The sequence below is a fragment of the Marinobacter sp. MMG032 genome (assembly GCF_040112695.1).
Lineage (GTDB): Bacteria > Pseudomonadota > Gammaproteobacteria > Pseudomonadales > Oleiphilaceae > Marinobacter > Marinobacter salsuginis.
This window is the reverse complement of record NZ_CP157802.1, coordinates 984,552-997,108: the sequence shown is the minus strand read 5'-3', so window position 1 is coordinate 997,108 and position 12,557 is coordinate 984,552. Positions and strand designations below refer to the sequence as shown.

The window sequence follows — 12,557 nt, the reverse complement described above, 5'->3', positions numbered from 1 at the left end:
AATTATTGCAGCCAGGCGACCAGCAGTCCGGCTGCCAGCGAGAACACCATGGGGATGCCGACCAGGAAACCTGTCTGACGGTTGCCGACAAACCCAGCCAGCCCCGACTTCACCAGGTTGTTGGTGGCTGCGGCGATCACAATACCGATTACGGCTGTGCCTGCTGCCAGACTGTTATTGGACATGCGGGTCAGGGAGAGGGTGATGGCATCGACGTCGGCAATACCGGAGGTGGCCGCGAGAAAATAGATGCCGGCATCACCCAGCCAGGTGCCCAGATACTCGCCCAGCAGGAGGATGCCCGTCAGTAACCCACCAAAAACCAGAGCCGAAGTCAGGTCCAGCGGGTTCTGGTTGAGTGCCGGCTGGCTGACACGAAGCTGTCGTTCGTTTTTTCGCCAGATGAAGAACGCTGGGCCGTACAACAGGGCGGTCATCATAACGACCGGCCAGACAAGGCTGGGTAGTAGATCCGGATTGATCACCAGGCAATACACAAGAATGCGCGGGAACATGGTGCCGCAGGCGATGAGTATGCCGGTGGCGAACTGGGCATTGAGCTGCGGATTTTTCGAGGCCTGGCGGGCAAAGTGCAGGGTGAGGGCGGTGGACGAGCTCAGTCCTGCGAACAGGCTGGTAAACAGGATTCCCTTGCGCGTGCCCGCCACCCGCATGGCGAAATAGCCCACAAAGGAAATGGAAGCGATCATCACCACCATCCACCAGATTTCCCGAGGGTTCAGTACTCCGCCGGGCCCCATCTTTTCATTCGGCAGCAACGGCAGCATGACCACGGAAATCAGCAGCAGTTTCAGTGCGGCATCCAGTTCGTGTTCCTTCAGCTTGTTCACCCAGCCGTGAATTTCTTCCTTGTTATCCAGAATGATTGCAGTCACGACCGCTGCGGCAGTGGCGATCACCGGGTCCACTGCTACTGCAACCGCACCGAAGCAAAACGTCAGCACCATACCGACCATGCCAGTGATGCTGAAGTTGCGGATGTGCTCAAGCCGCTCGCTGTAGGCCACAATGGCCATGGCCACAACGCTGACCAATAGCACCGGAAACGCCCACTCGGTAATTTCTTCGGCCAACACGGCCGAGATGCCACCAAGCAGACCGACCATGGCGAAGGTGCGGATACCGGCAATGCGTTCGCCCGATTTCTGTTCCCGGGCATCCCATCCTCGCTCCAGCCCGATGATGGCACCGAGCAAAAGCGCAACAGCGAGATTCAGCGTGGTCTGGTTTCCGGCCAGAAATTGGGAGGCAACGTCGTCCATGGGTTGGTGCAAACTCTTGTTAATCAATGAATGTTCTGATGATAGCAGTACAGAGGGTCGGTCGTTAGACCTCTAAGAAGATACCGCTAGCGACCTTACTTTCCGGTAAGGGGGCTGATAAGCTTCGCGACCTTTGAATTCCTAGCAAGCTGGAAATCCGAAATCATGGTGAATTCCCTTAAAGCCAACTGGCTTTCGAACATTCGTGGCGATGTACTCGCCGGTATCGTTGTGGCTCTTGCGTTGATACCGGAAGCCATTGCTTTCTCGATCATCGCTGGTGTCGATCCGAAGGTCGGACTGTACGCCTCCTTCTGTATTGCAGTGATCATTGCTTTCGTTGGCGGGCGCCCTGGCATGATTTCCGCCGCCACGGCAGCCATGGCGGTTCTGATGGTAACGCTGGTCAAAGAGCACGGTTTGCAGTATCTGCTGGCCGCTACCCTGCTTACCGGTGTGTTGCAGGTGATTGCAGGTTATCTGAAGCTCGGCAGTCTGATGCGCTTCGTGTCACGCTCGGTGGTCACCGGTTTCGTGAACGCTCTTGCCATCCTGATCTTCATGGCCCAGTTGCCTGAGCTGACGAACGTAACCTGGCACGTTTACGCAATGACCGCTGCCGGCCTGGGTATCATCTACCTGTTCCCACTGGTGCCTGTGGTTGGCAAGGTCCTTCCTTCCCCGCTGGTGTGCATCGTGGTGCTCACCGCGGTGGCCGTGGTGACCGGTCTGGATATTCGGACCGTTGGCGATATGGGTGATCTGCCGGATACGCTCCCCGTTTTCCTGTGGCCGGATGTGCCGCTGAATCTGGAAACCCTGATGATTATCCTGCCGTATTCGATTCCGTTGGCCATCGTAGGGCTGCTGGAATCCATGATGACAGCGACCATTGTGGACGATCTGACAGACACCACCAGTGACCGCAACCGGGAGTGCAAGGGTCAGGGCATCGCCAACATCGGCTCTGGCCTGATCGGTGGTATGGCCGGTTGTGCCATGATCGGCCAGTCCATCATCAACGTGAAGTCCGGTGGCCGGACCCGGCTTTCCACACTCACCGCTGGTGTCTTCCTGCTCATCATGGTGCTGCTGCTCGACAATGTACTGGTCCAGATCCCCATGGCGGCTCTGGTGGCGGTCATGATCATGGTCTCGATTGGTACTTTCTCCTGGGATTCCATCCGCAACCTTCGCAAACATCCTCTCTCCACCAACATCGTTATGCTGGTGACGGTTGTTGTCGTGGTTGCCACCCATAATCTGGCCTTTGGGGTGTTGGCCGGCGTTCTGCTGGCGGCCTTGTTCTTTGCCAACAAAGTGGGTCATTACATGCTGGTGACCTCCGAGCTGGATGAAAGCACCGATACCCGTACTTACCGGGTTGTGGGCCAGGTGTTCTTCAGCTCCTCGGAAAAGTTCATGGAATCCTTTGATTTCAAGGAAGCAGTCGATAATGTGGTGATCGACCTGAGTCGCGCGCATTTCTGGGATATCACCGCCGTGGGTGCCCTGGATAAGGCCGTTATCAAGTTCCGCCGGGAAGGTTCGGAGGTTGAAGTCATCGGGCTGAATGAAGCCAGCGCAACGATAGTTGACCGCTTTGGCGTGCACGACAAGCCGGACGCCGTCGACCAGTTGATGGGGCACTGATATGACACAGACCAGGGAATCCAACACCGATTCCGGCCAGAATAAAAATCACAAGGACCAAGAAGGCGAGGTTGAGATGCTACGAGTAGTTGCCTGTATCGATGGCTCCCAGGCTGCCCCCGCAGTTTGCGATTACGCTGCCTGGGCCAGCAAGCACATGGAAACCCCCATGATGTTGCTGCACGTCCTTGATGAAGAGCGTTACCCGGCAGAGCCGGATCTGGCAGGCAATATTGGTCTGGGCAGTCGTGAACAGCTCCTCGAGGATCTGGCAGAGCTGGACCGCAAACGCGCCAAGCTGGCCCTGGAACATGGCCATCACATGCTGGATGAGGCGCAAAAGCGCGTCACCGAAGCCGGCATCGGTGAGGTGATCCAGCGCCAGCGCCACGGTGATCTTACTGAATCCCTGCTGGCGCTGGAGAACCAGACTCGCCTGCTGGTGATGGGGCTGCACGGCGAGAGCAGCTCCGACCGTGACACCCACGTTGGCAGCCAACTGGAGACGGTGATTCGTAGTATGCATCGCCCGATTCTTCTGGTGCCCGACGAGTACACCGAGCCCCGAAGCGCCATGCTTGCCTTTGATGGCAGCGCCACGGCGTTCAAGGGCGTGGAATTGCTGGCTGGCAGCCCGGTCCTGAAGGGCATGCCGCTGCACCTTGTGATGGTGGGTCCGGATACCAACGACCGCTGGGAGCAGCTCAGGAAAGCCGAGAAAATGCTGGCAGGGCTGGAATCCGAAATTACGTTGGCCATCCGGGCTGGAGACGTAGAACCGGCATTGCACGCCTATCAGGAAGAGCAGGATATCGACATCCTGGTGATGGGCGCCTATGGCCACTCCCGCATCCGTCAATTCCTGGTGGGCAGTACCACCACCCGGATGCTCGAAACTGCCAGAAAGCCGCTGGTAGTGCTTCGCTAGGCGACTTCCCGGGCTATGTCGGCCAGATAGGCCATCGCTGCGCGGTGGCCTTGCTGATAGCCCAGATCCAGCTTGTTAAGGTCTGTGGTTAGTCGACTCACCGGAAAATCCTCTGGCGGTGCGATAATCCGTAGATGGCAGTCGTCCGGCGGATTTTGAATGAACTCCAATGTCTCGTTATATCGTTCGCCGCGCCGGATCAGGGCCTTGGCCAGTCCAGGTTGCTCCCGGAACATCCGTTTGGTGAGTGCCGGAAAGGCCAGAGGTTTTTTCTGGTAGCCCAGAGGTCGGGAAAGAACGACGGTAATATCCCGTGCGCCCCGCCGATAGGCCTCGGCAACCGGAATGGAATCGGCAATGCCGCCATCACTCATGGGCTCATTCTCCACGATCGGGTAATCACGGTAGGCCAGGGGAATCGAGCAGGAGGCTGTGAGCACATCGTGGATGTTCTGATCGTCGACGGAGAAATACCGGGCTTCACCGGTTACCACTGATGTGGTTGCTACCCAGAGCCTGGTGGTGCCAGACAGGTAGCGTTCCAGGTCGAGTGGCACGTCCTCGTAGGAGCGGTGCCAGAGCCAGTGAACATCGCAGAGATGCCCGCCCTGAAAGAAACGGCCCCAGTTGATGAACTCCGGGCGGCACGCGTGGTCGGTAATCACCTGATGGTTGCGGCCGTGATGGCCGCAGAGGTAGCCGATAAGGTTGGTTGAACCGGCGGAGACACCCCAGGCTTCGGTGAACGGCTGATAGCGCTGCTCCAGAAACGCATCAAGCACCCCGGCTGCGAAGATGCCGCGCATGGCGCCACCCTCCACCACAAGGGCATTGCTGGTTGCGGTGTCATCGTGGCTGTGGAGCATCCTTTCCCCCTATCGGTCGTAGTGTCTGGTCATGCCAATACATGGACTCAGGTTACAAGTTCTACGCCAGCTTTGGGCAATCGGATGTCCGTTCAGGCGCTGTTACCGGCTGCCACACCCGAGGCCCAGGCCCATTGGAAGTTATGGCCGCCGAGGTGGCCTGTCACATCCACGACCTCGCCAATGAAATACAGGTTTGGCCGTTCCATTACTGCCATGGTCTTGGAGGAGAGCTGGCGGGTATCAACGCCCCCCAGGGTGACTTCTGCGGTTCGGTAGCCCTCGGTGCCAGCTGGCTTGATCGACCATTGGCCCAGAGTATCGGCAACCTGTTCGATATCGCTGTTCTTGTAGCCCTGCAAAGGGCCGGTCCAGCCCTGCAGTTCGTTGAAGGCCTGGGCAAACCGTTTTGGCAGGTGCTGGGTCAGGTAGTTTGCAATGGTCGATTGCGGGCGGGTTTTCCGCAGGCCCAGAAGGTCGTCCCTGATGTTGCAGGCTGGCAGCAGGTTGATAGCCAGGCTGTCCCCCGGTTCCCAGAAACTTGAGATCTGGAGTATCGCCGGGCCACTGAGCCCCCGATGAGTAACCAGCATGGGTTCCCGGAAGTGCTGGTCATGGCATTGCACGTCCACCGGGCAACTGACACCAGACAAAGGGGCAAGCTGTTCTTTCAACTCCGGCTGCAGGGTAAAGGGCACCAGGCCTGCCCGGGTGGGCAGTACCTTCAGGCCAAACTGCTCGGCCACCCGGTAACCAAATGCCGTGGCGCCCATGGTGGGAATGGACAGGCCGCCGGTGGCTATCACCAGGGATTCGCAGGTGAGATCGCCGGAGCCGACGCGCAGGCGATAGCCATTGTCGGTTTCCGCTATGCGGTCGACCGCAGTCTTCATCCTCACTTCCGCGCCGGCCCACTCACATTCGGTCAGCAGCATGTTGAGGATGTCCTTGGCGCTGTTTTTGCAGAACAGCTGGCCTGGGGCTTTTTCCTCGTGCTCAATGCCGTGTCGATCCACCAGTTCCAGGAAGTCCTGAGGTGTGTAGCGCTTGAGCGCGGAGATGCAGTAGTGCGGGTTATCCGACAGGAAGTTGGAGGGTGTGCTGTTCAGGTTGGTGAAGTTGCAGCGCCCGCCTCCGGACATGAGGATTTTCTTGCCCGGCTTGTTGGCGTGGTCCAATACCAGCACTTTCCGGCCGCGATAGCCGGCGGTTGCCGCACACATCAGGCCCGCCGCGCCGGCGCCGATAATGATTACGTCGTACTGTGAAGCTGAATCTGCCGCCATGTTGCCCGCCACTACAAAGAAAACGGCGGGCAGTATACCAGTCTCAGGGCAGGTAGACGGAGCCTTCCATGTAGAAGGCAGCCTGCCCGGCGATATCGACCCGGTCGCCTTTCAGTTCGCAGCGTAGCACACCGCCACGGGCCGAAATCTGACGGGCGTCCAGCCTTGTTTTGCCCAGTTTCTCAGCCCAGTAGGGTACCAGTATGCTGTGAATGGAACCGGTCACCGGGTCCTCATCAATGCCGGCGCCCGGAGCGAAATATCGGCTGACAAAATCGCAGTCGGTGCCCGGTGCGGTAATGATCAGCCCCTGGTTGCCCAGTTGCTTTAATTTGCGCATGTCGGGCTGGGCAGCACGCACGGCCGCTTCGTCCTTCAGAACCACCATGTAGTTGGTGTCGTTGGGAACAAAAAAAGCGGTATCAGGTGCTCCTTCCAGAGCTTCCCGAATCAGCGTTGGCGTGGTTTGCTCCTCGAAGGCCAGATTCGGGAAATCCAGGACCAGCCAGCCGTCATCGGACTGCCTGACGGACAGCCGGCCGCTTTTGGAGTCAAAGCGGATTCGCTCTTCATCCCAGCCAAGCTTGTTGAAGATCACCCAGGCGCTGGCCAGAGTGGCGTGGCCACACAGCGGCACCTCTGTGCCCGGCGTAAACCAGCGGATATGGAAATCGGCTTCTTCGTCCTCGGGAAGCCGCACGAAAAAAGCCGTCTCGGAGAGATTGTTCTCCATGGCGAGCGAGAGCATGACATTGTCCGGCAGCCATTGCTCCAGGGGCATGACCGCGGCCGGGTTGCCACCGAATACCTTGCTGGTAAAGGCATCCACCTGATAGAGGGGGTGTGTCATGGTCTCATCTCCTTGGGTTGTTTGGCCTCACCTGGAAGCACCTTGGATGTTGAGCTTATTGTAGGAAATGAACTGACTGACATAACAGATTCAGATAATCTCATTTTGAACCGGTACAGAGTGTGGTTTTCGGAATCTGTGCCGGTCATATTCGACAGTATCTGTACTGCATGAAGAGGTGCTGCTTCTGGTGCAATGGAGTGGCAACTCCCGAAAGACAGTCAGACGAGGGGCGTAGGATGGGCATTCTTTACAATCAGGTGGCGGATCAGCTTCAGGAGTTGATCAGGGACGGTGTCTACCGTGACGGTGATCGATTGCCGGGCGTGCGAATGCTGAGCCGGCAGTATGGCGTAAGTATTTCGACTATCCTGCAGGCGCACCAGACCCTGGAAGCACGAGGCTTTCTGCAGGCCAGGGAGCGCAGTGGCTACTTCGTAAGGCTGCCGACGGTGGATGCACCCGAGCCTGTGATGCGAAGGCACCGCAGCCGTCCGGTGCCAGTCAGCGCCCGGGAAATGACCCTGGACCTTTGTGCCGACGAGCAAAAGCGGATGGTGCCTCTGGCGACAGCGATTCCCCATCCTGATTACCTGCCGCTCCGGCAGATACAGCACAGTACGCTCTGGGCTGCACGCCGCGGCCTGGAAACCCTGGACTACGCGTTTCCCGGCAAGGAATCGTTTCGGCGGCAGATTGCCCAGCGGATGGCGACACTCGGAGTACCGGTAACGCCGGATGATGTACTCGCCACCAACGGTGCCCAGGAAGCGATCATCCTGGCGCTTCGTGCCGTGACCCAGCCTGGTGATATTGTGGCCGTGGAATCCCCGTCCTTCCCGGGAATTCTCCAGGCGCTGGAGGTGGTGGGGCTAAAGGTCATTGAAATTCCTACCCATCCTTCTGAGGGGTTGAGCCTGGAGGGCTTGCAGCTGGCGCTTGAGCAGTGGCCCCTGAAAGCCTGTGTGGTGGTGACCAATCACAGCAATCCCATGGGTGCGCAAATGTCAGACGATCGTAAGAAACAGCTGGTCTCCATGCTGGCGGCCGCTGCCGTACCGCTTATCGAGGACGATATCTATGGCGATCTCCATCACTCCGGGGACCGGCCAAAACCGGCCAAGGCCTTCGATCGTGCGGATAATGTGATTTACTGCAGTTCGTTCTCCAAGACTATCTCGCCGGGCCTGCGGCTTGGCTGGATGGTACCGGGGCGGCATATGGCCAGCGCCCGGCAGCACAAGTACTTTGTCAACCTGGCAACCTCATCGATTCCCCAGATGGCGGTGGCGCATTTTCTGGAGCAGGGCGGTTACGATCGCTATCTGCGCTCAGCGCGTCAGCACTATCGTGAATCCACTGAGCGTATGCGCACAGCCGTGGCCCGGGCATTTCCGGAGGGCACGGCTGTGAGTCGGCCTCAGGGAGGGTTTGTACTCTGGGTGCAGTTGCCGGATGGCGTTTCCGGCACCGAGGTGTATCACAGGGCCAGGGCTGAGGATATTAACGTGGCGCCGGGGTTGATGTTCTCCACCGCGGACAAATACGAAAATTGCCTGAGGCTGAACAGCGCTAACCCCTGGAGTGAACGTATAGAGCAGGCCGTGGCCAGGCTGGGAGTGCTGGCTCACGAGGTGCAGGCGGCCTCGGGGTAGGAGCTGCTCAGCTTTTTTCGCTACGCAGGTCCAGCGGGTCAAGCAGACCGGCGGCGATGGCTTTGCCGGTGACATCTGGCAGGCGATCGGCGCCCAGGCGTTTCATCACCCGGGCCCGGTACAGATCGATCGTTTTAACACTGACATCCAACTGCTCGGCGATTTCCCGGCTGGTGTAGCCCTGGGCCAATGGCAGAAACACATCCCGTTCGCGCCGGGTGAGGGTGGTCAGCAGGGCTTCGGTTGACTCATCGCCCTGTAGCTGTGGGGCCGAGTGTTGATGTTCCTGCAGGGCCTGCTGAACGCTGTCCAGCAGGAGCTGTTCGTTGAACGGCTTTTCGATGAAATCGAAAGCGCCGGATTTGAACGCCCTGACCACAATGGGCACATCCGCATGGCCAGAGACAAAGATGATGGGCAGGTCCAGCCCGCGCTTCTGAAGCTCCTCCTGAACGTTCAGGCCGCCGAGCCCCGGCATTCTCACATCCAGAACCACGCAGCCGGCTTTCTTGTTGCCTACCGCGTCCAGAAATTTCCGGCCGTCGCTGTAGGCTTCCACGTTCAGGCCCACCGATTCCAGCAACCATTGGGTGGACTCCAGCATGCCGGCGTCGTCGTCAACAACGTAGACGGTGGTGGCTTCCGGGGCAGAATGGTCAGTCATCAGGCTGGTTCTCCGTGATTGCGGTTTTGTGCTTCTGGTTCTGGCTGGCTGGGAATCGACAGATTAGCGACAGGCCACCGGTGGCGGCGGGGCGGGCGTCGAGGAAGCCACCGAAACCCTCGATAATGGAACGGCTCATGGACAGCCCCAGGCCAAGGCCCTGGGGCTTACTGGTGTAGAACGGCTGGAACATCTGGCGGATGCCCTGTTCATCCAGGCCTGGGCCTTCATCGGTGACTTCAATCAGGGTTTCGTTCTGATCGTTGATGCAGGTGGTTACGACGATCTGCGCGGGTGCGTCCTGAGTTTCTTGGCCACGGGCATCGATCGTGGCTTCAATGCCGTTGCGGATCAGGTTGATCAACACCTGTTCCAGCAGCACCGGGTCGGCAGTGATGACCGGCGCGCAGCACGCCAGTCTCTCAAGAATCTGCACATTGTTTTTTTCCGCTTCCCACTGACACAGGCGGGCGACGTTGCTCACGACGTCGTTCAGGGCGATTGGCGCGGTCCGCTTCTGCCCTTTGCGTAAGAAAGCCCGGAGGCGTTTGATCACTTCCGATGCGCGGTTGGCGTGGTGAACGATTTTCTGCAGGCCATCATCCACGCGATCCAGGCATTCAGGGTGGGTTCGGGCACTTTTCAGATAGCGCTGGCTGGCGCTGGCGAAGTTCACAATGGTGGCCAGCGGTTGGTTCATTTCGTGGGCAATGCTGGAGGCAAGCTCCCCGAGAGTCGCGAGCCTGGCGGTATGGGCCAGTTCGTCGGCCAGCCTGCGGTTGTTCTCCTCGGATTCCACCCGGGCGGTGATATCCCGGGACACGCTGATGACCTCAATCACGGCGCCGGTATAGGTTTCCCGGATGGCCCGGCTGGCAATCTCGAACCAGCGACGGGAGCCGTCTCGGTGGATGATCTCCAGGGTCATGGTGGCGTAGCCGTCATCCCTGAGCAGGTTACGGGTCTCCGCCAGTTTCTGGGTCACATGGTTTCCGCGAAAGACCTCTTCGAGGGGTTTGCCACGCAATTCCTCCGGCCAGTAGCCCAACAGTCGCCATGATGCGGGAGTGGCATCAATAAAACGCCCATCCGGAGCGTGTCGGGAGATCAGGTCGGTGGTGTTTTCGGTGATCAACCGGTACAGGCGGTTGGAGCGGGTGGCCTCTTCCTGGGTCCGGACGTCTTGCGTGGCGTTCCTTGCCCGTGCCAGAACCTGGGCCGTCTTGACGTCCGGGATGAACGTCCACATCAAGATCGTCCCGGTTTGGCCCGGTTGCGTCCGGGATTCGACGTTTTCAATGGCCCGGATTTGTTCCAGGGATGATTTCACCAATGCCCGGGCGTTGATTGGCAGAAGGTCCTCGGGCGAGGCCAGGCCGGCTGTTTGACGCAGTTCCCTGGCTGCACGGTTCTCCCCCAGGACAGCGCCCGCGCCATCCAGGATTAATCCGGGTTGCGGGTCGGCGTCGTGCAAACTAAATACACTTGAAGGGGAGTTATCGTTCATGGCTCTTCGATATAGTAACTAAACTATAATACGTTGGTATAATTTCTAGTATTTATTCTATTCAATACTATTTTGGCCAGCCCGAAGTATAGCTAGTTTAGCGATATTCCTGAATACGCCATAAGAACAACAGCACTCAAGAGGACCACGCAATGACCTCGATATTTGACCAGGGCCTGGCGCCCGTTGACGCCAATTACGCCGTCCAATCTCCCGTCGATTTTATTGAACGCACCGCCACCGTTTACCCGGAGTACCCCGCGGTAATCCATGGTGCGATCCGTTACACCTGGGCGCAGACCTATGAGCGCTGTCGCCGTCTGGCCTCGGCCTTGAAAGGGCGCGGCATCGGACGAGGTGACACCGTTGCCGTCATGCTGCCGAACATTCCGGCCATGGTGGAGTCCCATTTCGGCGTGCCCATGATTGGTGCGGTGTTGAACACCCTGAATGTTCGCCTGGATGCCGAAGCCATTGCTTTCATGCTGGAGCATGGTGAGGCCAAGGTTGTGATTGCCGACCGTGAATTCGGGGAAGTGATCAAGGACGCCGTCAGCCGCCTGGACACCAAGCCGCTGGTAATTGATGTGGACGATCCCGAGTACGGTGAGGGCGTTCAGGTCAGCGATCTGGACTACGAGGCATTCCTGCAGGAAGGCGATCCGGCGTTCCAGTGGAGCTTCCCGGACAACGAGTGGGACGCCATCTCCCTGAACTACACATCCGGCACTACCGGTAATCCCAAGGGTGTGGTCTATCACCACCGTGGCGCCTACATCAATGCTATCGGCAACCAGGCGGTCTGGTCCATGGACATGCACCCGGTGTACCTGTGGACCTTGCCGATGTTCCACTGTAACGGCTGGTGTTTCCCCTGGACCATCACCGCCATGGCTGGAACCCACGTCTGCCTGCGTCGGGTTGACCCGGAGAAGATCCTGCAGCTGATCCGTGACCATCAGGTGACCCACATGTGCGGTGCGCCGATTGTTCTTAACGCACTGCTGAACGTGCCGGAATCCGCCAAAGCGGGTATCGACCACGAAGTGAAGTCCATGACAGCCGGTGCGGCGCCCCCCGCCCAGGTGATTGGTGCCATCGAAGAGATGGGTATCCAGGTAACCCACGTTTATGGCCTGACCGAAGTGTATGGGCCGGTGACGGTTTGCGCGTGGAAGTCCGAGTGGGATGCGCTGCCGCTGCACGACCGGGCCCGCAAGAAGGCTCGCCAGGGCGTTCGCTATCACACCCTGGCTGGCACCATGGTTGGCGACCCGAACACCATGGAGCCGGTGCCCAAAGACGGCAAGACCATCGGTGAAATTTTTCTGCGCGGTAATACCGTGATGAAGGGCTACCTGAAGAACCCCAAGGCTACCGAAGAGGCTTTCCGGGGCGGCTGGTTCCACACTGGCGACCTGGCCGTTTGGCACGAAGACGGCTACATGGAGATCAAGGACCGGCTGAAAGACATCATTATCTCCGGTGGTGAGAATATCTCTACCATTGAGGTTGAGGATACCCTGTACCGTCATCCCGCTGTCCTTGAGGCGGCTGTGGTAGCAAGGCCTGACGAGAAGTGGGGTGAGACTCCCTGCGCCTTCGTTACCCTCAAGCCGGAGGCGGGGCAGGTCAGCGAGGAAGACATCATCAATTTCTGCCGTGAGCACCTGGCCCGGTTTAAAGTGCCCAAGACAATTGTATTCTCGGAGCTGCCCAAAACCTCCACGGGCAAGATCCAGAAGTTCGTGCTGAGAGATCAGGCCAAAGATCTGAACTGACCCTGTGATCGGCTGCGCCGCCCTGGCGCAGCCGACTTTAACCAGAAAAACAACGCTGTCAGGCACACGCACCGCGTGAGCCCG

10 protein-coding genes are annotated in these 12,557 nt (G+C 58.7%); 4 read left to right on the top strand and 6 right to left on the bottom strand.

The genetic code is table 11. From position 1 onward, the window contains the following. Nucleotides 1-2 precede the first annotated feature (2 nt). On the bottom strand, nt 3-1,283 hold the full coding sequence (locus ABNF92_RS04545) for an MgtC/SapB family protein (protein WP_349343570.1): 1,281 nt from the start codon (nt 1,281-1,283) through the stop codon (nt 3-5). A gap of 165 nt (nt 1,284-1,448) precedes the next feature. On the opposite strand from ABNF92_RS04545, the gene ABNF92_RS04540 reads away from it, so the two are divergent. After that, entirely contained in the window at nt 1,449-2,936 is a 1,488-nt protein-coding gene (locus ABNF92_RS04540) for a SulP family inorganic anion transporter (RefSeq protein WP_291908151.1), read from the top strand. 1 nt (nt 2,937) lies between these two features. Continuing rightward, complete coding sequence (locus ABNF92_RS04535) at nt 2,938-3,864, top strand: universal stress protein (RefSeq protein WP_291908150.1); 927 nt, start codon at nt 2,938-2,940, stop codon at nt 3,862-3,864. On the opposite strand, the gene ABNF92_RS04530 is transcribed toward ABNF92_RS04535, so the two are convergent. The 3 genes from ABNF92_RS04530 to ABNF92_RS04520 form a co-directional block, all read right to left on the bottom strand. Beyond that, on the bottom strand, nt 3,861-4,730 hold the full coding sequence (locus ABNF92_RS04530) for a patatin family protein (protein ID WP_349343569.1): 870 nt from the start codon (nt 4,728-4,730) through the stop codon (nt 3,861-3,863). The genes ABNF92_RS04535 and ABNF92_RS04530 overlap by 4 nt on opposite strands. Before the next feature lie 92 nt (nt 4,731-4,822). Next, nucleotides 4,823-6,016, bottom strand: coding sequence for an NAD(P)/FAD-dependent oxidoreductase (locus ABNF92_RS04525; protein ID WP_349343568.1), 1,194 nt, complete (start codon nt 6,014-6,016; stop codon nt 4,823-4,825). Nucleotides 6,017-6,059: 43 nt separating this feature from the next. Continuing rightward, entirely contained in the window at nt 6,060-6,866 is an 807-nt protein-coding gene (locus tag ABNF92_RS04520) for a PhzF family phenazine biosynthesis protein (RefSeq protein ID WP_349343567.1), read from the bottom strand. Nucleotides 6,867-7,105: 239 nt separating this feature from the next. On the opposite strand from ABNF92_RS04520, the gene ABNF92_RS04515 reads away from it, so the two are divergent. Continuing rightward, entirely contained in the window at nt 7,106-8,521 is a 1,416-nt protein-coding gene (locus ABNF92_RS04515) for a PLP-dependent aminotransferase family protein (RefSeq protein WP_136631699.1), read from the top strand. A gap of 7 nt (nt 8,522-8,528) precedes the next feature. Here the strand turns inward: ABNF92_RS04515 and ABNF92_RS04510 are convergent, their stop codons facing one another. Both ABNF92_RS04510 and ABNF92_RS04505 read right to left on the bottom strand, forming a co-directional pair. Further along, a complete protein-coding gene (locus ABNF92_RS04510; RefSeq protein ID WP_349343566.1) occupies nt 8,529-9,185 on the bottom strand; it encodes a response regulator in 657 nt (218 codons plus the stop codon). Then, complete coding sequence (locus ABNF92_RS04505) at nt 9,178-10,692, bottom strand: PAS domain S-box protein (RefSeq protein ID WP_349343565.1); 1,515 nt, start codon at nt 10,690-10,692, stop codon at nt 9,178-9,180. Before ABNF92_RS04505 ends, ABNF92_RS04510 begins: the two co-directional genes overlap by 8 nt. A gap of 152 nt (nt 10,693-10,844) precedes the next feature. Here ABNF92_RS04505 and ABNF92_RS04500 point away from each other — a divergent pair, with 152 nt between their 5' ends. Continuing rightward, nucleotides 10,845-12,473 carry an acyl-CoA synthetase gene (locus ABNF92_RS04500; protein ID WP_222466415.1) on the top strand — a complete coding sequence of 543 codons (1,629 nt, stop codon included), beginning with the start codon at nt 10,845-10,847 and terminating at the stop codon, nt 12,471-12,473. The last annotated feature ends 84 nt before the right edge of the window (nt 12,474-12,557 follow it).

Bases quoted from the DNA above. Each gene is read 5' to 3' on its own strand.
- ABNF92_RS04515 (WP_136631699.1), top strand. From the start codon at position 7,106: ATGGGCATTCTTTACAATCAGGTGGCGGATCAGCTTCAGGAGTTGATC.
- ABNF92_RS04545 (WP_349343570.1), bottom strand. From the start codon at position 1,283: ATGGACGACGTTGCCTCCCAATTTCTGGCCGGAAACCAGACCACGCTG.
- ABNF92_RS04530 (WP_349343569.1), bottom strand. From the start codon at position 4,730: ATGCTCCACAGCCACGATGACACCGCAACCAGCAATGCCCTTGTGGTG.
- ABNF92_RS04540 (WP_291908151.1), top strand. From the start codon at position 1,449: ATGGTGAATTCCCTTAAAGCCAACTGGCTTTCGAACATTCGTGGCGAT.
- ABNF92_RS04525 (WP_349343568.1), bottom strand. From the start codon at position 6,016: ATGGCGGCAGATTCAGCTTCACAGTACGACGTAATCATTATCGGCGCC.
- ABNF92_RS04520 (WP_349343567.1), bottom strand. From the start codon at position 6,866: ATGACACACCCCCTCTATCAGGTGGATGCCTTTACCAGCAAGGTATTC.
- ABNF92_RS04535 (WP_291908150.1), top strand. From the start codon at position 2,938: ATGACACAGACCAGGGAATCCAACACCGATTCCGGCCAGAATAAAAAT.
- ABNF92_RS04505 (WP_349343565.1), bottom strand. From the start codon at position 10,692: ATGAACGATAACTCCCCTTCAAGTGTATTTAGTTTGCACGACGCCGAC.
- ABNF92_RS04510 (WP_349343566.1), bottom strand. From the start codon at position 9,185: ATGACTGACCATTCTGCCCCGGAAGCCACCACCGTCTACGTTGTTGAC.
- ABNF92_RS04500 (WP_222466415.1), top strand. From the start codon at position 10,845: ATGACCTCGATATTTGACCAGGGCCTGGCGCCCGTTGACGCCAATTAC.